General features: G+C 66.6%; 15 protein-coding genes and 4 tRNA genes. All 19 read right to left on the bottom strand.

Going from position 1 to position 18,914, the window contains the following annotated elements:
* Nucleotides 1-82: 82 nt before the first annotated feature.
* The 19 genes from rpoC to SOM08_RS01740 all read right to left on the bottom strand — a co-directional run bounded on the left by rpoC (nucleotide 83) and on the right by SOM08_RS01740 (nucleotide 18,913).
* Complete coding sequence (gene rpoC, locus SOM08_RS01830; RefSeq protein ID WP_116958545.1) at nucleotides 83-4,294, bottom strand: DNA-directed RNA polymerase subunit beta'; 4,212 nt, start codon at nucleotides 4,292-4,294, stop codon at nucleotides 83-85.
* A gap of 25 nt (nucleotides 4,295-4,319) precedes the next feature.
* On the bottom strand, nucleotides 4,320-8,438 hold the full coding sequence (gene rpoB / locus SOM08_RS01825) for a DNA-directed RNA polymerase subunit beta (RefSeq protein ID WP_116958544.1): 4,119 nt from the start codon (nucleotides 8,436-8,438) through the stop codon (nucleotides 4,320-4,322).
* Nucleotides 8,439-8,785: 347 nt separating this feature from the next.
* The gene (gene rplL, locus SOM08_RS01820) at nucleotides 8,786-9,166 is read right to left on the bottom strand and encodes a 50S ribosomal protein L7/L12 (protein ID WP_070400496.1); all 381 of its coding nucleotides are present in this window, start codon (nucleotides 9,164-9,166) and stop codon (nucleotides 8,786-8,788) included.
* Nucleotides 9,167-9,212: 46 nt separating this feature from the next.
* The gene (gene rplJ / locus SOM08_RS01815; RefSeq protein WP_116958543.1) at nucleotides 9,213-9,719 is read right to left on the bottom strand and encodes a 50S ribosomal protein L10; all 507 of its coding nucleotides are present in this window, start codon (nucleotides 9,717-9,719) and stop codon (nucleotides 9,213-9,215) included.
* A gap of 234 nt (nucleotides 9,720-9,953) precedes the next feature.
* Entirely contained in the window at nucleotides 9,954-10,649 is a 696-nt protein-coding gene (rplA, locus tag SOM08_RS01810; protein ID WP_116958542.1) for a 50S ribosomal protein L1, read from the bottom strand.
* Complete coding sequence (rplK, locus tag SOM08_RS01805) at nucleotides 10,650-11,081, bottom strand: 50S ribosomal protein L11 (protein ID WP_070400499.1); 432 nt, start codon at nucleotides 11,079-11,081, stop codon at nucleotides 10,650-10,652. It abuts the gene before it with no gap.
* A gap of 113 nt (nucleotides 11,082-11,194) precedes the next feature.
* A complete protein-coding gene (gene nusG / locus SOM08_RS01800) occupies nucleotides 11,195-11,770 on the bottom strand; it encodes a transcription termination/antitermination protein NusG (protein ID WP_116958541.1) in 576 nt (191 codons plus the stop codon).
* 3 nt (nucleotides 11,771-11,773) lie between these two features.
* Entirely contained in the window at nucleotides 11,774-12,157 is a 384-nt protein-coding gene (secE, locus tag SOM08_RS01795; RefSeq protein ID WP_116958540.1) for a preprotein translocase subunit SecE, read from the bottom strand.
* 146 nt (nucleotides 12,158-12,303) lie between these two features.
* Nucleotides 12,304-12,379 (bottom strand) — tRNA-Trp (locus tag SOM08_RS01790).
* 35 nt (nucleotides 12,380-12,414) lie between these two features.
* Nucleotides 12,415-13,605, bottom strand: coding sequence for an elongation factor Tu (gene tuf, locus SOM08_RS01785; RefSeq protein WP_204743597.1), 1,191 nt, complete (start codon nucleotides 13,603-13,605; stop codon nucleotides 12,415-12,417).
* Nucleotides 13,606-13,652: 47 nt separating this feature from the next.
* Nucleotides 13,653-13,727: transfer RNA gene (locus SOM08_RS01780), tRNA-Thr, on the bottom strand.
* A gap of 58 nt (nucleotides 13,728-13,785) precedes the next feature.
* A tRNA-Gly gene (locus SOM08_RS01775) sits at nucleotides 13,786-13,859 on the bottom strand.
* A gap of 30 nt (nucleotides 13,860-13,889) precedes the next feature.
* Nucleotides 13,890-13,975: transfer RNA gene (locus SOM08_RS01770), tRNA-Tyr, on the bottom strand.
* Between the two features lie 63 nt (nucleotides 13,976-14,038).
* On the bottom strand, nucleotides 14,039-14,728 hold the full coding sequence (locus SOM08_RS01765) for a uracil-DNA glycosylase (RefSeq protein WP_116958838.1): 690 nt from the start codon (nucleotides 14,726-14,728) through the stop codon (nucleotides 14,039-14,041).
* Nucleotides 14,725-15,525: an indole-3-glycerol phosphate synthase TrpC gene (gene trpC, locus SOM08_RS01760; protein WP_116958839.1), complete on the bottom strand. Its 801-nt coding sequence runs from the start codon at nucleotides 15,523-15,525 to the stop codon at nucleotides 14,725-14,727. Before trpC ends, SOM08_RS01765 begins: the two co-directional genes overlap by 4 nt.
* A gap of 10 nt (nucleotides 15,526-15,535) precedes the next feature.
* The gene (gene trpD, locus SOM08_RS01755; protein WP_116958840.1) at nucleotides 15,536-16,582 is read right to left on the bottom strand and encodes an anthranilate phosphoribosyltransferase; all 1,047 of its coding nucleotides are present in this window, start codon (nucleotides 16,580-16,582) and stop codon (nucleotides 15,536-15,538) included.
* A gap of 11 nt (nucleotides 16,583-16,593) precedes the next feature.
* Nucleotides 16,594-17,241 carry a LysE family translocator gene (locus tag SOM08_RS01750; RefSeq protein WP_116958841.1) on the bottom strand — a complete coding sequence of 216 codons (648 nt, stop codon included), beginning with the start codon at nucleotides 17,239-17,241 and terminating at the stop codon, nucleotides 16,594-16,596.
* Between the two features lie 14 nt (nucleotides 17,242-17,255).
* On the bottom strand, nucleotides 17,256-18,332 hold the full coding sequence (gene ltaE, locus SOM08_RS01745) for a low-specificity L-threonine aldolase (protein ID WP_322469952.1): 1,077 nt from the start codon (nucleotides 18,330-18,332) through the stop codon (nucleotides 17,256-17,258).
* Entirely contained in the window at nucleotides 18,329-18,913 is a 585-nt protein-coding gene (locus SOM08_RS01740; protein ID WP_116959242.1) for an anthranilate synthase component II, read from the bottom strand. The genes ltaE and SOM08_RS01740 overlap by 4 nt, the downstream gene beginning before the upstream one ends.
* Nucleotide 18,914 lies beyond the last annotated feature (1 nt).

The raw sequence follows: 18,914 nt of genomic DNA, 5'->3' as shown, positions 1-18,914 counted from the left end.
GCGCGCGGGGTATGCGCGCCCAAAGAAAAAGCCCCCGGCCTGTCGACCGGGGGCTTGTCGGCGGTGACCGGCGTCGGGCCGCTTACTCGGCGGACTCGCCAGCCGCCGCGTCGGCCTGGTCGGCCGCCAGCGACAGGGCATCGGCCTCGGCGATGGCGCGGCGCTCTTCGTCGTCCATCTTCTCCTTGACCTTGCGCGCCTCGTGGTAGGCCATGCCGGTGCCCGCGGGGATCAGGCGGCCGACGATGACGTTCTCCTTCAGGCCACGCAGCTCGTCGCGCTTGCCCATGATGGCCGCTTCGGTCAGCACGCGCGTGGTCTCCTGGAAGGAGGCCGCGGAGATGAACGAGTCGGTCGACAGCGAGGCCTTGGTGATACCGAGCAGCACGTTGCTGTAGGTCGCGGGGATCTTGCCGTCGGCGCGCAGGGCGTCGTTGGTGTTGAGGATCTCCGAGCGCTCCACCTGCTCACCGCCGATGTAGGACGAATCGCCGGGGTTCTCGACCACGACGCGGCGCAGCATCTGGCGAACGATCACCTCGATGTGCTTGTCGTTGATCTTCACGCCCTGCAGTCGGTAGACGTCCTGCACCTCATCGACGATGTAGCGCGCGAGCTCTTCCATGCCCAGCAGGCGCAGGATGTCCTGCGGATCGGCCGGACCGTCGACGATGCTCTCGCCCTTGTTGACCACCTGGCCTTCGTGCACCAGGATGTTCTTCTCTTTCGGGATGAGCTCTTCCCAGACCTTGCCCTCGGGGTCGGTGATCTGCAGGCGGATCTTGCCCTTGGTCTCCTTGCCGAAGGACACGGTCCCGGTCATCTCGGCCAGGATGCCAGCGTCCTTGGGCGAACGCGCCTCGAACAGCTCGGCCACGCGCGGCAGACCACCCGTGATGTCGCGGGTCTTCTGGCCTTCGACCGGGATGCGGGCCAGCACCTCGCCGGGGCCCACGTCCTGGCCGTCGCGCACCTGGATCAGGGCGCCGACCTGGAAGCCGATGGTCACGGCGTGGTCGGTGCCGGGGATCTTCACCTCGCTGCCGGACGCGTCGATCAACTTGACCTGCGGGCGCACCACCTTCGTGGCGCCGCGGCGCTTGGGATCGATCACCACCAGCGTGGACAGACCGGTCACATCATCGACCTGCTTGGCGACCGTGAGGCCCTCTTCCACGTTCTCGAACTTCACCGTGCCGGCGAATTCCGTGATGATGGGTCGGGTCAGCGGGTCCCAGTTGGCCAGGATGGTGCCGGCCTTGATCTGCTGGTCGGGCTTGATCGCCAGGATGGCGCCGTAGGGCACCTTGTGGCGCTCGCGCTCGCGGCCGTGTTCGTCCTGGATGATGATCTCGCCCGAACGCGCGATCACCACCAGCTCGCCCTTGGAGTTGGTCACGTAGCGCATGGTGGCGTTGAAGCCGATCACGCCGCTGGACTTGGCTTCCACGCTGGAGGCCACCGCCGCGCGCGAGGCCGCGCCGCCGATGTGGAAGGTGCGCATGGTCAGCTGCGTGCCGGGCTCGCCGATCGACTGCGCGGCGATCACGCCCACCGCCTCGCCGATGTTGGCCAGGCCACCGCGGCCGAGGTCGCGGCCGTAGCACTTGGCGCACAGGCCGTAGCGGGTCTCGCAGGTGAGCGCGGTGCGCACCTTGACCTCGTCGACGCCGGCGGCCTCGAGCAGGTCGAGGGTGTCCTCGTCGAGCATTTCGCCCGCGGGCACGAGCTGCTGGCGCGTCTCGGGGTGGATCACTTCCTCGGCCGTGGTGCGGCCCAGGATACGGTCGCGCAGCGACTCGATGACCTCACCGCCCTCGACGATGGCGCGCATCAGCGTGCCGTTGGAGGTGCCGCAGTCCTGGTGGGTGACCACCAGGTCTTGCGTCACGTCCACCAGGCGGCGCGTCAGGTAGCCCGAGTTCGCGGTCTTCAGCGCCGTGTCGGCCAGGCCCTTGCGGGCGCCGTGCGTGGAGATGAAGTACTGCAGCACGTTGAGGCCTTCACGGAAGTTCGCCGTGATGGGGGTCTCGATGATGGAGCCGTCGGGCTTGGCCATCAGGCCGCGCATGCCGGCCAGCTGGCGGATCTGCGCCGCGGAACCGCGGGCGCCCGAGTCGGCCATCATGTAGATGGAGTTGAACGACTCCTGGTCCACTTCCTTGCCGCTGCGGTCCGTGGTCTTCTGCTTGGCCAGCTGGGCCATCATGACCTTGGAGATCTCGTCACCGGCCTTGCCCCAGATGTCGACCACCTTGTTGTAGCGCTCGCCGGCGGTCACCAGACCGGAGGCGTACTGCTGGGCGATTTCCTTCACCTCGGACTCGGCGCGCTCGATGATGCCGCTCTTCTCCTTGGGCACCAGCATGTCGTCGACGGCGATCGAGATGCCCGCGCGCGTGGCCAGGCGGAAGCCGTTCTGCAGCAGCTTGTCGGCGAAGACCACGGTCTCCTTCAGGCCGCATTTGCGGAAGCTCGCGTTGATGAGGCGCGAGATTTCCTTCTTCTTGAGCGGCTTGTCCAGCACCGAGAAGGGCAGGCCCTTCGGCAGGATCTCGGACAGCAGCGCGCGGCCCACGGTGGTGTCGACCAGCTTGAGGCCCGCGACGAATTCGCCGCTGGTCTTGTCCTTGGTCCACTCGACCAGGCGCACGCTCACGCGCGCGGTGAGTTCCACCACGCCGTTGTCCAGCGCGCGCTGCAGCTCGGGCAGGTCCGCGAAGATCATGCCTTCGCCCTTGCCGTTGATCTTCTCGCGCGTGGCGTAGTACAGGCCCAGCACCACGTCCTGCGAGGGCACGATGGAGGGCTCGCCGTTGGCCGGGAACAGCACGTTGTTGGAGGCCAGCATCAGGGTGCGGGCTTCGAGCTGCGCTTCCACGGACAGCGGCACGTGAACGGCCATCTGGTCACCGTCGAAGTCGGCGTTGAAGGCGGCGCAGACCAGCGGGTGCAGCTGGATCGCCTTGCCCTCGATCAGGATGGGCTCGAAGGCCTGGATGCCCAGGCGGTGCAGCGTGGGCGCGCGGTTCAGCAGAACCGGGTGCTCCTTGATGACCTCTTCGAGGATGTCCCACACCACGGGGGTGCCGGCTTCCACTTCCTTCTTCGCGGCCTTGATGGTGGTCGCGATGCCCATGGCTTCCAGGCGCGAGAAGATGAAGGGCTTGAACAGCTCCAGCGCCATCAGCTTGGGCAGGCCGCACTGGTGCAGCTTGAGCGTCGGGCCCACCACGATGACCGAACGGCCCGAGTAGTCGACGCGCTTGCCCAGCAGGTTCTGGCGGAAGCGGCCGCTCTTGCCCTTGATCATGTCGGCCAGGGACTTGAGCGCGCGCTTGTTGGCGCCCGTCATGGCCTTGCCGCGGCGGCCGTTGTCCAGCAGGCTGTCCACGGCTTCCTGCAGCATGCGCTTCTCGTTGCGCGCGATGATCTCGGGCGCCTTGAGTTCGAGCAGGCGCTTCAAGCGGCTGTTGCGGTTGATGACGCGGCGGTACAGGTCGTTGAGGTCGGAGGTCGCGAAGCGGCCGCCGTCCAGCGGCACCAGCGGACGCAGGTCCGGCGGCAGCACGGGCAGCACGTCGAGCACCATCCACTCGGGTTTGATGCCCGAGCGCTTGAAGGCCTCGAGCACCTTCAGGCGCTTGGCGTTCTTCTTGATCTTCAGTTCCGAGCCGGTCAGGTCGTTGCGCAGCTTCTCGATCTCGATGTCGAGGTCGATGTTCTCCAGCAGCTCCTTGATGCCCTCGGCGCCCATCTTGGCGACGAACTCGTCACCGTACTCCTTGCGCTTGGCGTCGAAATCGTCCTCGGACATGATGCCGAACTTCTTCAGCGGGGTCATGCCGGGGTCGGTCACCACGTAGGCCTCGAAGTACAGCACGCGCTCGATGTCGCGCAGCGTCATGTCGAGCACCAGGCCCAGGCGCGACGGCAGCGACTTCAGGAACCAGATGTGCGCGCAGGGCGCGGCCAGGTCGATGTGGCCCATGCGCTCGCGGCGCACCTTGGTCTGGGTCACTTCGACGCCGCACTTCTCGCAGATCACGCCACGGTGCTTCAGGCGCTTGTACTTGCCGCACAGGCACTCGTAGTCCTTGATGGGACCGAAGATCTTGGCGCAGAACAGGCCGTCGCGTTCGGGCTTGAAGGTGCGGTAGTTGATGGTCTCGGGCTTCTTGACTTCACCGAAGGACCAGGAGCGGATTTTTTCCGGCGAGGCCAGGCCGATGCGGATGGCATCGAAATGCTCGTCGGGCGTGAACTGCTTGAACAGGTCGAGCAAGGATTTCATGTGAGCTTTCCTTTACTTCAGTGGATCACGAACGCTCGAGTTCGATGTCGATGCCGAGCGAGCGGATCTCTTTGACCAGCACGTTGAACGACTCGGGCATGCCCGCGTCGATGGTGTGCTCGCCCTTGACGATGGACTCGTACACCTTGGTGCGGCCCTGCACGTCGTCGGACTTGACGGTGAGCATCTCCTGCAGGATGTAGGACGCGCCGTAGGCTTCCAGCGCCCAGACCTCCATCTCGCCGAAACGCTGGCCACCGAACTGCGCCTTGCCGCCCAGCGGCTGCTGGGTGACGAGCGAGTACGGGCCGGTGGAGCGGGCATGCATCTTGTCGTCGACCAGGTGGTGCAGCTTGAGGAAGTGCATGTAGCCCACGGTGGTCTTGCGCTCGAAGGCGTCGCCGGTGCGGCCGTCGTAGAGCTGCGCCTGGGTGCGCGTCTCGGTCAGGCCCTTGATCGCGGCGATGTCGTCCGGGTAGGCCAGCTTGAGCATGGCGCGGATCTCGTCTTCCGAGGCACCGTCGAACACGGGCGACGCGAAGGGCACGCCGTGCTGCAGGTTCTGCGCCATCTCGATGACCTCGGCGTCGGACAGGCCGGCGAAGTCTTCCTTCTTGCCCATGGTGTTGAAGATGGACTCGAGGGTCTGGCGCACCTCCGCCACCTTGGCTTCGCGCTGCAGCATGTCGCCGATGCGCTGGCCCAGGCCCTTGGCGGCCCAGCCCAGGTGCACTTCCAGCACCTGGCCCACGTTCATGCGCGAAGGCACGCCCAGCGGGTTGAGCACCACGTCGGCGGGGGTGCCGTCGGCCATGTGCGGCATGTCCTCCACCGGAACAATCTTGGAGACCACGCCCTTGTTGCCGTGGCGGCCGGCCATCTTGTCGCCGGGCTGCAGGCGGCGCTTGACGGCCAGGTAGACCTTGACCATCTTGAGCACGCCAGCGGGCAGCTCGTCGCCCTGCGTGAGCTTCTTGCGCTTCTCTTCGAACGCGAGGTCGAAGCTGTGGCGCGTCTGCTCCATCGAGTTCTTGATCGACTCGAGCTGCGCGGCCACGTTGTCGTCCGCCGGGCGGATGTCGAACCAGTGGTACTTCTCGACATCGGCCAGGTAGGCCTTGTCGATGGTGGTGCCTTTGGCCAGCTTCTTCGGACCGCCGTTGGCGACCTTGCCCACCAGCAGCTTCTCGATGCGGTCGAAGGCGTCGGCCTCGACGATGCGCAGCTGGTCGTTGAGGTCGAGGCGGAAGCGCTTGAGCTCGTCGTCGATGATCTGCTGGGCGCGCTTGTCGCGCTGGATGCCTTCACGGGTGAAGACCTGCACGTCGATCACCGTGCCCTGCGAGCCCTGTTCGACGCGCAGCGAGGTGTCCTTCACGTCGGAGGCCTTCTCGCCGAAGATCGCGCGCAGCAGTTTCTCTTCGGGCGTGAGCGTGGTCTCGCCCTTGGGCGTGACCTTGCCGACCAGCACGTCGCCGGGCAGCACCTCGGCGCCCACGTAGATGATGCCGGACTCGTCCAGGCGGTTGAGCTGCTGCTCGGCCAGGTTCGGGATGTCGCGGGTGATTTCCTCGGCGCCCAGCTTGGTGTCGCGCGCCATCACCACCAGCTCCTCGATGTGGATGCTGGTGTAGCGGTCGTCGGCCACCACGCGTTCGCTGATGAGGATCGAGTCCTCGAAGTTGTAGCCGTTCCAGGGCATGAAGGCGATCAGCATGTTCTGGCCGATCGAGATCTCGCCGAGGTCGGTGGACGCGCCGTCCGCGATCACGTCACCCTTGGCCAGCTTGTCGCCCTTCTTGACGATGGGGCGCTGGTGGATGTTGGTGTTCTGGTTGGAGCGCTGGTACTTGATGAGGTTGTAGATGTCCACGCCCACTTCGCCGGCCACCGCTTCCTCGTCGTTGACGCGGATCACGATGCGGGTGGCGTCGACGTAGTCGACCACGCCACCGCGGGTGGCCGTCACCACCGTGCCGGAGTCGACCGCGGCCACGCGCTCGATGCCGGTGCCCACAAAGGGCTTCTCGGGGCGCAGCACGGGCACGGCCTGGCGCGACATGTTGGCGCCCATCAGCGCGCGGTTGGCGTCGTCGTGCTCCAGGAAGGGCACCAGCGAGGCGGCCACCGACACGATCTGCGCCGGCGACACGTCCATGTACTGGATGGTGTCGGGGCCGGTCAGGATGGATTCGCCCTTCTCGCGCGCGGAGACCAGCTCGCCCACCAGGCGGCCGTCCTTGTCGAGCGCCGCGTTGGCCTGCGCGATGACGTACTTGCCTTCCTCGATGGCCGACAGGTAGTCGATCTGGTTCGTGACCTGGCCGTCCACCACGCGGCGGTACGGCGTCTCGATGAAGCCGTATTCGTTGAGGCGGGCGTACAGGGCCAGCGAGTTGATCAGGCCGATGTTCGGACCTTCAGGCGTTTCGATCGGGCAGACGCGGCCGTAGTGCGTGACGTGCACGTCGCGCACCTCGAAGCCGGCGCGCTCGCGCGTCAGACCGCCCGGGCCCAGGGCCGAAACGCGGCGCTTGTGCGTGATCTCGGCCAGCGGGTTGGTCTGGTCCATGAACTGCGACAGCTGCGAGGCACCGAAGAACTCCTTGAGCGCCGCGGAGATCGGCTTGGAGTTGATCAGGTCGTGCGGCATCAGCGGCTCTTGCTCGGCCTGACCCAGACGCTCTTTCACGGCCTTCTCGATGCGGGCGAGGCCGGTGCGGTACTGGTTCTCAGCCAGTTCGCCGACGCAGCGCACGCGGCGGTTGCCCAGGTGGTCGATGTCGTCGACTTCGCCACGGCCGTTGCGCAGGTCCACGAGGATCTTGACCACGGCCAGGATGTCGTCGTTGGACAGCACCATGGGGCCGGTGGCCTCGTCGCGGCCCACGCGGGCGTTGAACTTCATGCGGCCCACGCGCGAGAGGTCGTAGGTGTCCGGGTTGTAGAACAGGCGGTGGAACAGGGCCTGCACCGCGTCCTCGGTCGGCGGCTCGCCGGGGCGCATCATGCGGTAGATGGCCACGCGCGCGGCGAACTCGTCGGCGGTCTCGTCGATGCGCAGGGTCTGGCTGATGTAGGCGCCCTGGTCCAGCTCGTTGGTGTAGATGCAGGCCAGTTCCTGGATGGCGGCGGCGCGCAGCTTCTTGAGCAGGGCTTCGGTGATTTCCTCGTTGGCCTTGGCGATGATCTCGCCGCTGTCCGGGTCAACGATGTTCTTGGCCACCACGCGGCCGATGAGGAAGTCCTCCGGCACGCTCACGTGCGTGGTGCCCGACTGCTCCAGCTCGCGCGTGTGGCGCGCGGTGATGCGCTTGTCCTTGGCCACCACCACCTTGCCCGACTTGTCGGTGATGTCGAAGCGCGCCACTTCGCCGCGCAGGCGCTCGGGCACGAAGGCCATCTGCGCGCCGCTGTCCATGATGCGGAAGTGGTCGTTGACGAAGAAGTTCGCCAGGATGGTTTCCGGCGTCAGGCCGATGGCCTTGAGCAGGATCGTGACCGGCATCTTGCGGCGACGGTCGACGCGGAAGAACAGCACGTCCTTCGGATCGAATTCGAAGTCCAGCCAGGAGCCGCGGTAGGGAATGATGCGGGCCGAGAACAGCAGCTTGCCCGAGCTGTGCGTCTTGCCCTTGTCGTGTTCGAAGAAGACACCCGGCGAGCGGTGCAGCTGCGAGACGATCACGCGCTCCGTGCCGTTGATGATGAAGGAGCCCTTGTCGGTCATGAGCGGCACTTCGCCCATGTAGACCTCTTGCTCCTTCACTTCCTTGACCACCTTGGACTGCGGCGTGGAGGACTCGCGGTCGTAGATGATGAGCTGCACGCGGGCGCGCACGGCGGACGCGAAGGTCAGGCCGCGCGTCTGGCACTCACGCACGTCGAACGCGGGCTTGGCCAGGTTGTATTCCACGAACTTCATCTCGACAAAACCGTTGTGCGAGACGATCGGGAAGGCGGCGGTGAATGCGGCCTGAAGGCCTTCGGTGGTGCGCTGCTTGGGGATCACGTCCGCCTGCAGGAAGGCGGTGTAGGCATCCTTCTGCATCTGCAGCAGATAAGGGATGGCGAGCACGTTCTCGCGCGTGCCGAAACTCTTTCGGATGCGCTTGCGTTCGGTGTATGAGTACTTCGATGCCATGAGATCTCCGGGCTTGAGGTCTTGGCGACTGTCGGTCAGCGGCGCGCTGCGCTGACGAGCTTGGTGGCTGGCCTCTACCAACCGATGGCGGACGGCCCGCGCGTTGCACGCGGGCCCGAACCAAGTGGTCTTCTGCAGTCGGGTTCAGAAGACACTTGGAAGCGCTGCGCGGCAGCGATTCCAGGTGCGCTCTGAAAGCGCAAAGGGCAGGTCACGCAACCTGCCCGGTGTAAATCGGATGCGGGCCGTCGCGAGCGGCCCGAGGTCGGTGCGAGGAGCGCAACCGTACTGATGTACGGTGAGCACCGCCGCGCCGAGATCGGGTCGCGCAGTAGGCCCGGGCCGATTTACTTCAGCTCGGCCTTGGCGCCGGCTTCCACCAGCTTCTTCACGGCGGCTTCGGCGTCGGCCTTGGCGATGCCTTCCTTCACGTTCTTCGGCGCGCCGTCGACCAGGTCCTTGGCTTCCTTCAGACCCAGGCCGGTGATTTCGCGCACGGCCTTGATCACGGCGACCTTGTTGGCACCGGCTTCGGCCAGCACCACGTTGAATTCGGTCTTCTCTTCCGCGGCGGCGGCGGCGCCACCACCCGCGCCACCGGCGGCCGGGGCGGCCATGGCGGCGGCGCTCACGCCGAACTTCTCTTCGATGGCTTTCACCAGGTCGTTGAGTTCCATGACGGACATGCTGTCCAGGGCCGTCAGAAATGCGTCTTTATCGAATGCCATTTGAATTTCCAATCAATCGGTTGATGTTTGCGGGAAGCTGCGGCCGTCAGGCGGCAGCCGTTTCGCCTTCGCCTTTTTTCTTGGCCAGCGCGCCGAGCACCACCGCGGTGCGCGAGATCGGCGACTTGAGCAGGCCACAAAGCTGCGCGAGCAGAACCTCTTTCGAGGGGATGCTGGCGAGCTGCTTCACACCGTCGACGTCCAGGGCCTTGCCCGCGTAGACACCGCCGCGGATGACCAGCTTGTCGTTGGTCTTCGCGAACTCGGCCACCACTTTCGCGGCGGCCACGGCGTCTTCGGAGAAGCCGTAGACGAGCGGACCGGTCATCTTGTCGGCCACCACCTCGAACGGGCTGCCGGCGACCGCACGGCGGGCCAGGGTGTTTTTCAACACACTCAGGCTCACGCCGCTGTTGCGGGCGCTCACGCGCAGCTTGTCCATGGAGGCAACCGTGATGCCGCGGTACTCCGCCATCACGAGGGTTTGAGCTTTGGCGGCGAGGCCGGTCACTTCGGTGATGACCGCTTCTTTCTCACTGCGATTCAGACTCAAGGTTCACTCCTTCAATGTGCGGGGGTGTCACCACCCGCCACACGCCTCATTGCAGCGATCAACCGTTGCAGGACACTCTCGAATCCTTCAGCGGCGGGATCGCCATCTGCGTTGGCCTTGACGATTAAGCCGACCCGCGAGGGCCGGCGCCAACGGTCTTGGATGGCTTCACGGTGCACCCGAAGGCGCGCCGCGAACCCACCACACCCGGGCGCCCCAGGGCGCCCGAATTCATCACGCCGAGATGGTCTGGGTGTCCACGCGGACACCGACACCCATCGTCGACGACACGGCCACCTTGCGCAGGTAGATGCCCTTGCTGGTGGCCGGCTTGGCCTTGTTCAGCGCGTCGAGCAGCGCCACCAGGTTGCCCTGGAGCTGCGCGGCGTCGAACGAGCGGCGGCCGATCGTGCCGTGCACGATGCCGGCCTTGTCGACGCGGAACTGCACCTGGCCGGCCTTGGCGTTCTTCACCGCGGTGGCCACGTCGGGCGTCACGGTGCCGACCTTGGGGTTGGGCATCAGGCCGCGCGGGCCGAGCACCTGGCCCAGGGTACCCACGATGCGCATGGCATCCGGGGAGGCGATCACGACGTCGAAGTTCATGTTGCCGGCCTTGATGTCGGCCGCCAGGTCGTCCATGCCGACGATGTCGGCACCGGCGGCCTTGGCCTCTTCGGCCTTGGCGCCCTGGGCGAACACCGCCACGCGCTTGGTCTTGCCGGTGCCGTTGGGCATCACGACGGCGCCACGCACCACCTGGTCGGACTTCTTCGCGTCCACGCCGAGCTGGATCGCCACGTCGATGGACTCATCGAACTTGGCGGTGGCGGCTTCCTTGACGATCTTCAGCGCGTCGGCCAGCGGGTACAGCTTGGTGCTGTCGACTTTGCCTTCGAGCGCTTTCTGTTTTTTGGTGAGCTTGGCCATTTACACGCCCTCCACGATCACGCCCATCGAACGGGCAGAACCGGCGATGGTCTTGACGGCCGCGTCCAGATCGGCGGCGGTCATGTCTTTCATCTTGGTCTTGGCGATTTCCTCGAGCTGGGCCCGGGTGATCTTGCCGACCTTGTTCTTGTTGGGCACCGACGAGCCCTTGTCGAGCTTGATGGCCTTCTTGATCAAGGTGGTCGCCGGCGGCGTCTTGATGATGAAGGTGAAGCTCTTGTCCGCGAACGCGGTGATCACCACCGGCAGCGGCAGGCCCGGCTCCACACCCTGGGTCTGCGCGTTGAACGCCTTGCAGAACTCCATGATGTTGAGGCCGCGCTGACCCAGCGCCGGACCGATCGGGGGGGAGGGGTTGGCCTTACCAGCTGGCACCTGCAGCTTGATGAAGCCGACGATTTTCTTCGCCATTTTTCAGCTCCTGCGAGTGCAAACGGTGGGCTTGACACCACCTCCTCGCGGTTGGGACCCGGTAAGGACAACAGCGCAGGTGTCGGGCCGGCCCACCTGCGCCTGAAAGGGCATCAGGTCTTCTCGACCTGGCTGAATTCGAGCTCGACGGGCGTGGCGCGACCGAAGATGGTCACCGACACGCGCATCTTGTTCTTCTCGTAGTTGACTTCCTCGACCGTGCCGTTGAAGTCGGTGAACGGGCCTTCCTTGACGCGCACGTACTCGCCGACGACGAACTCCACCTTGTGGCGGGGCTTGTCGGTGCCTTCCTGCATCTGGCTGACGATCTTCTGCACGTCCTCTTCGGAGATGGCCACCGGGCGGTTCTTGGCACCGCCCACGAAGCCCGTCACCTTGTTGGTGTGCTTGATCAGGTGCCAGGTGTCGTCGTCCATCACCATTTCCACCAGCACGTAGCCGGGGAAGAACTTGCGCTCGGTGGTGCGCTTCTGGCCGTTCTTGACCTCGACCACCTCTTCAGTCGGCACCAGGATGCGGCCGAACTTGCTCTGCATGCCGGCGCGCGTGATGCGCTCGATGATGTTGCGCTCGGCCGCCTTTTCCATGCCCGAGTAGGCGTGCACGACGTACCAGCGCATGCCTTCGGCGGGCGCCAGCGTGGCCAGGGGGCTGTGTTCTTCGGTCATCGCTTATTTCCTCCAGCCCAGGATCAGGTCGTAGAAGACCCACTCCAGGGTCTTGTCCGTCAGCCACAGGAACAAGGCCATCACCACCACGAAGGCGAAGACATAGGCCGTCATCTGCATGGCCTCCTTGCGGGCGGGCCAGACGACCTTCTTGACTTCCTTCCACGAATCGCGGCCAAAGGCGATGAGCTGGCGGCCCGACTCGGACGCCACGAACACCCCGACGGCCGCCGCGAGCGCCACCAGCAGGGCGCCCCACTGCGCCAACGCGCCACGGCCCGTGAGCAGGTAGAAGGCCACGAAACCGACGACCACGAGCGCGACGGCCAAGGCAAGCTTGGCCTTGTCGGCACCGGAGTGAACGGTTTGAACGTCGGAGGAAGCCATGTGGACTAAGACTAAGGTTTTCGAACAGCGCGCCTCAAGCCACCGAGGCATGAGACACGCAAGCCCACCAGAGGTCTTGACGACTTCGGTGGGCTTGTGGCGCACGAGACAGAGAGCGTTGTTGGGCTCTTTCGGTTCCTGTCAGGTGGCAGGGGCAGAGGGAATCGAACCCCCAACCTTCGGTTTTGGAGACCGACGCTCTGCCAATTGAGCTATACCCCTACGTTGCTTTCTCTGCCCGGGCGGACCCGAACCGATTACTCGATGATCTTGGCCACGACGCCGGCGCCGACGGTGCGGCCGCCTTCGCGGATGGCAAAACGCAGGCCTTCTTCCATGGCGATGGGCGCGATCAGCTTGACGGTGATCGACACGTTGTCGCCGGGCATGACCATTTCCTTGTCCTTGGGCAGCTCGATGGAGCCCGTGACGTCGGTCGTGCGGAAGTAGAACTGCGGACGGTAGTTGTTGAAGAACGGCGTGTGACGGCCGCCCTCGTCCTTGCTCAGCACGTAGACCTCACCGGTGAAGTGCGTGTGCGGCTTGATCGAGCCGGGCTTGCACAGCACCTGGCCGCGCTGCACTTCCTCGCGCTTGGTGCCGCGCAGCAGGATACCCACGTTGTCGCCCGCCTGGCCCTGGTCCAGCAGCTTGCGGAACATCTCCACGCCCGTGCAGGTGGTCTTTTGCGTGGCCGAGATGCCCACGATCTCGATTTCCTCGCCAACCTTGACCACACCGCGCTCGATACGGCCGGTCACCACCGTGCCGCGACCCGAGATGGAGAACACGTCTTCGACCGGCATCAGGAAGGCGCCGTCCACCGCGCGCTCGGGCGTGGGGATGTAGCTGTCCAGCGCCTCGGCCAGGCGCATGATGGCCTGCTCGCCCAGGTCGCCCTTGTCGCCTTCGAGCGCCAGCTTGGCCGAGCCCTTGATGATGGGCGTGTCGTCGCCAGGGAAGTCGTACTTGCTCAGCAGCTCGCGCACTTCCATCTCCACCAGCTCGAGCAGCTCGGCGTCGTCGACCATGTCGCACTTGTTCAGGAAGACGATGATGTAGGGCACGCCCACCTGGCGCGCCAGCAGGATGTGCTCGCGCGTCTGGGGCATCGGGCCGTCCGCGGCCGAGCACACCAGAATGGCGCCGTCCATCTGGGCGGCACCCGTGATCATGTTCTTGACGTAGTCGGCGTGGCCCGGGCAGTCAACGTGCGCGTAGTGCCGGTTGGCCGTCTCGTACTCGACGTGCGCGGTGTTGATCGTGATGCCACGCGCCTTTTCTTCCGGAGCCGCGTCGATCTGGTCGTAGGCCTTCGCCGCGCCGCCGAACTTGCTCGCCAGCACCGTCGTGATCGCCGCCGTCAGCGTCGTCTTGCCGTGGTCCACGTGCCCGATCGTGCCAACGTTCACGTGCGGCTTGGTCCGCTCGAATTTTTCCTTAGCCATTTCTTCAGCTCCAAAAACGAAATTGCCGAAACACCCAATCAAGCAACTGGTGCCCATGGCGGGAATCGGACCCGCGACCTCTCCCTTACCAAGGGAGTGCTCTACCACTGAGCCACATGGGCCAAGGCGCCGGCGGCAAGACCGTCGCCTGGAATACTTTCACTCACCACCGACAGGACATGGAGCGGGAGACGGGAATCGAACCCGCGTCATCAGCTTGGAAGGCTGGGGTTCTACCATTGAACTACTCCCGCCCGGGCTGGCATGCCACATCGGTCGCGCTTTGGTGGAGGAGGCTGGATTCGAACCAGCGTAGGCGTAAGCCAACAGATTTACAGTCTGCCCCCTTTAGCCACTCGGGCACCCCTCCGTAGCGCAGCCGACGATTATGCCATGGAAATATGGCCACCGCCCAGTGACCCCGGATAGGGCTTCACCACTGGATCGGCGCGGCGCCCTGGCCGGCCAGCCAGGCGTTGACGGCGCCGAAATGCCCGCATCCCAGGAAAGGCAGCGGCCCCCGGCGGGCCGACAAGGGCGACGGGTGGTTGGCTTGCAGCACGTGGTGCCGGGCGTCGATCAAGGCCGCTTTCTTCTGGGCGTGAGCCCCCCACAACAAGAAGGCCTTGGGGTCCGTCGATGCCCCCACATAGCGGATCACAGCATCAGTGAGCACTTCCCAACCACGACCAGCATGGCTGGCTGGAGCGCCGTCCTCGACCGTTAAGCAGGTGTTGAGCAGCAGCACGCCCTGCTCGGCCCAGCCGACCAGGGAGCCGCTCAAGGGCGGCGGCAGGCCCAGGTCGCGCTGGCGCTCCAGGAAGATGTTGCGCAGGCTCGGCGGCCACTTCACGCCCGGGGCAACAGAAAAGGCCAGGCCCTCCGCCTGGCCCGGGCCGTGGTACGGGTCCTGCCCCAGGATCACCACACGCACCGACGCCGGCGGGGTGAGCGCGAGCGCGCGCAGCGGCTCCGGCGGGTAGAGGGTGGCGCCGGCGGCCAGCCGGGCGCGCAGGAAGGCCATGAGTGCCGCTGCGGCCGGCGAGGCGGCGAAGGCGTCCACCACGGGCGACCAGCCGGGCGCCACCGGCCAGTGGGCGAAGTCGGCGCTGTGCAGGCTCATGCGAAGAGCTCGGCCAGGGCCAGGCCCGGCTCCGGCGCCCGCATGAAGGCCTCGCCAACCAGGAAGGCGTTCACGCCCGCCGCGCGCATGGTCTGCACGTCGGCGCGCGAGAGGATGCCCGACTCGGTGATGAGCAGCTTGTCGGCGGGCACCTCGGGCAACAGGCCCAGCGTGGTCTGCAGCGATACCTCGAAGGTCTTGAGGTTGCGGTTGTTGATGCCCAGCAGCGGCGTCCGGAGCTTGAGCGCGCGGTGCAGCTCCTCGCGGTCGTGCACTTCGACGAGCACGGCCATGTCCAGCCCCATCGCGATGGCCTCGAGTTCGGCCATGCGCGCGTCGTCCAGGCAGGCCGCGATGAGCAGGATGGCGTCGGCGCCCATGGCGCGCGCTTCGTAGACCTGGTACGGATCGACCATGAAGTCCTTGCGCAGCACGGGCAGCGCGCAGCTCGCTCGCGCCTGCTTGAGGTAGTCGGCCGAGCCCTGGAAAAACTGGCGGTCGGTCAGCACCGACAGGCAGGCCGCGCCGATGGCGCCATCGCCTTCGGCATAGCTCTGCGCGATGTCGGCCGGGATGAAGTCTTCGCGCAGCACGCCCTTGCTGGGGCTGGCCTTCTTGACCTCGGCGATCACCGCGGCCTGGCCGGCGGCAACCTTGGCGCGCAAGGCGCCGACGAAGTCGCGCGTGAGCACGCGGCTTTCGGCGTCGGCGCGCATGGCCTCCAGCGGCTTTTTCTTCTTCGCGGCCACCACCTCCTGGTGCTTGACCGCCACGATCTTGTCGAGGATGTCGCTCATGCCCGCCCCTTCATGCCGCCGCGAAGGCCTTGAGCTGCTCGAGCTTGGCCAGCGCCGCGCCCGAGTCCAGCGTACGCCGCGCCAGCGCGATGCCCGCCTCCACATCCGCCACCACGTTGGCGGCGTACAGCGCCACGCCCGCATTGAGCACCACGATCTCGCTCGCGGCCCTGAAGGCCGGGTCGTCGCGGCGCTCGAGCACGCCCAGCAGCATGGCCCGCGAGGCCTCGGGCGTCTCCACCCGCAGCGCGCGGTTGCTGGCCATGGTCAGGCCGAAGTCCTCGGGATGGATCTCGTATTCCACGATCTCGCCGTTTTTGAGCTCGCCGACCATGGTGGCCGCGCCCAGGGACACCTCATCCATGCCGTCGCGGCCATAGACCACCACCGCGTGCTCGGCGCCCAGCCGCTGCAGCGCGCGCACCTGAATGCCCACGAGGTCGGGGTGGAACACGCCCATGAGGATGTTGGGCGCCGACGCCGGGTTGGTGAGCGGGCCCAGGATGTTGAAGATGGTTTTGATGCCGAGTTCGCGCCGCACCGGCCCGACGTTCTTCATCGCTGGGTGGTGGTTGGGCGCGAACATGAAGCCCACGCCCACCTGTTCAATGCAGCGCGCGATCTGCTCGGGCGTGAGGTTGATGTTGACGCCCAGGCTTTCCAGCACGTCGGCGCTGCCGCTCTTGCTGGAGACACTGCGCCCGCCGTGCTTGCTGACGCGCGCGCCGGCGGCGGCGGCCACGAACATGCTGCAGGTGGAAATGTTGAAGGTGTGCGAACCGTCGCCGCCCGTGCCGACGATGTCGACCAGGTGGGTCTTGTCGGCCACGTGCACCTTGGTGGAGAACTCGCGCATCACCTGCGCGGCGGCGGTGATCTCGCCGATGGTTTCCTTCTTCACGCGCAGGCCGGTGATGAGCGCGGCCATCATCACGGGCGACATCTCGCCGCTCATGATGAGCCGCATGAGGTGCAGCATCTCGTCGTGGAAGATCTCGCGGTGCTCGATGGTGCGCTGCAGTGCCTCCTGCGGCGTGATGTGGTGGATGCGTTGCATGTGGCGTCTCCTCAGGCGCGGGAAGAAGGGTGATCGGTGAAGGCCAGGCGCAGGCCGAAGCCGATGAACAGAGCGCCCGCGGCGCGGTCCATCCAGCCCATGGCGCGCTGCAGCGTGTGCAGGCGCCGCGCGGCCCAGGCGGCCAGCCAGGCGTAGCCCAGGTTGATGGGCAGGGAGTTGAGGTTGAACAGCACGCCCAGCAGCAGGAAGCTCAGCGCCGGGTGCGCCGCGTCGGGCCGGATGAACTGCGGCACGAAGGCCAGGAAGAACAGCGCGACCTTGGGGTTGAGCACGTTGGTCAGGAAGCCGCGGCGCCACACCGCCCACAGGTCGGTCTCGGGTGGCGCGCCGTCCCCCAGGTTCAGGCGGCCGGTGCGCGAGAACAGCAGTTTCACGCCCATCCACAGCAGGTAGGCCGCGCCGATCCACTTGACCACCGTGAAGGCCGTTGCCGAGGTGGCGAGCAGCGCGCTCAGGCCGGCGGCGGCCGCGAACACGTGAACGAAGCAGCCGCCGACGATGCCCAGCGCGGCCACCATGCCGGCGCGCGCGCCGCCGCGCAGGCCGTGGCTCACGATGTAAAGCACGTCCGGCCCGGGCGTGAGGTTGAGCAGCCAGCCGGCCGCGACGAACAGGAGCAGTTGCGGCAGGTCGGGCACGGCTTCGCTCCGGTTCAGTAGACCGCGGCGCCGCTCGGGCGCGGCACCTGGCCCGAAGGGGCTTGGTCGAAGAAGCCGCGCACGGCGGCCAGCGCCCGATCGATGCCCGCCACGTCCACGCCCAGGTGGGTCACGAAGCGCAGGCCGATCAGGCCGGTGGCCAGAACGCCCTGGCGCTCCAGGTGGGCGAGCAGGTCCGGGCCGCGGCCGTTCGCGACGTCGACGAAGACAATGTTGGTCTGCGCCGAGCGCACCGCCAGGCCTTCGATGGCCGCCAGGCCCTGCGCCAGCCGCTGCGCGAGCGCGTGGTCGTCGGCCAGGCGGTTCACATGGTGGTCCAGCGCGTGCGAGGCCGCCGCCGCGAGCAGGCCCGCCTGGCGCAGGCCACCACCCACCATCTTGCGCCAGCGGCGCGCGCGCTCGATCAACTCGCGCGGCCCGCACAGCGCCGAGCCCACGGGCGCGCCCAGGCCTTTGCTGAAGCACACCGAGACGCTGTCGAAGCGGCCGGTGATGGCGCGCAGCGCCGCGACCACGTCGCCGCCCGGTCCGGCGTCGGCCACCGCCGCGTTGAACACGCGCGCGCCGTCGAGGTGGAGGGCCAGCCCGTGGCCACGCGCCAGCTCGGCCATCTCGTCCAGGTAGGCCGCCGGCATGGGGTGCCCGTTCCAGGTGTTCTCCAGGCAGAGCAGCCGCGTGCGCGCGAAGTGCGGGTCGTCGGGCTTGATGGCGGCCCGCACGTCGGACGGGTTCATGAGGCCCTGCGGGTCCTGCGCCAGCGGCTGCGGCTGGATGCTGCCCAGCACCGCCGCGCCGCCGCCCTCGTAGCGGTAGGTGTGCGCGTTCTGGCCCACGATGTACTCGTCGCCACGGCCGCAGTGGGCCATCATCCCGCACAGGTTGCTCTGGGTGCCGCTGCTCATGAACAGCGCGGCCTCCTTGCCGGTGAGCGCGGCGATCTTCTCCTGCAGCGCGTTGACCGAAGGGTCGTCGCCGAACACGTCGTCGCCCAGGGGCGCGGCCATCATGGCCTCGCGCATGGCGGGCGTGGGCTGGGTGACGGTGTCGCTGCGCAGGTCCACGGTGTTCATGGTTTTTGCTCCAGGAAGTTCTTGAGCATCGCGTGCCCATGCTCGGTGAGGATGCTCTCGGGGTGGAACTGCACGCCCTCGATCGCCAGCGTGCGGTGCTTCACGCCCATGATCTCGCCGTCGTCGGTCCAGGCCGTGACCTCGAGATCGGCCGGGCAGTCCTCGCGACGGATCGCCAGCGAGTGGTAGCGGTTGACGGTGAAGCGTTCGGGCAGACCGGCGAACACGCCGCGCTGGGTGGTGCTGATCTCGCTGGTCTTGCCATGCATCAGTTCCTTGGCGCGCACGATGGTGCCGCCGAAGGCCGCGCCGATGCTCTGGTGCCCCAGGCACACGCCCAGGATGGGCAGGCGGCCCGCGAAGTGGCGGATGGCGGGCACCGAGATGCCGGCCTCGGCCGGCGAGCAGGGGCCGGGCGAGATCACCAGCCGGTCCATGCGGCCACCGTCGAGCCGCGCCTGCAGTTCGTCGAGCGTGACCTCGTCGTTGCGGACCACCTCGACCTCGGCGCCCAGCTCGCCCAGGTACTGCACGATGTTGAAGGTGAAGGAGTCGTAGTTGTCCACCATCAGGACTTTGATC

Source organism: Hydrogenophaga sp. SNF1, assembly GCF_034421675.1.
Taxonomy (GTDB): Bacteria; Pseudomonadota; Gammaproteobacteria; order Burkholderiales; family Burkholderiaceae_C; genus Hydrogenophaga; species Hydrogenophaga borbori.
The sequence above is the reverse complement of the archived record's forward strand: the minus strand, read 5'-3'. Positions and strand labels throughout refer to the sequence as shown.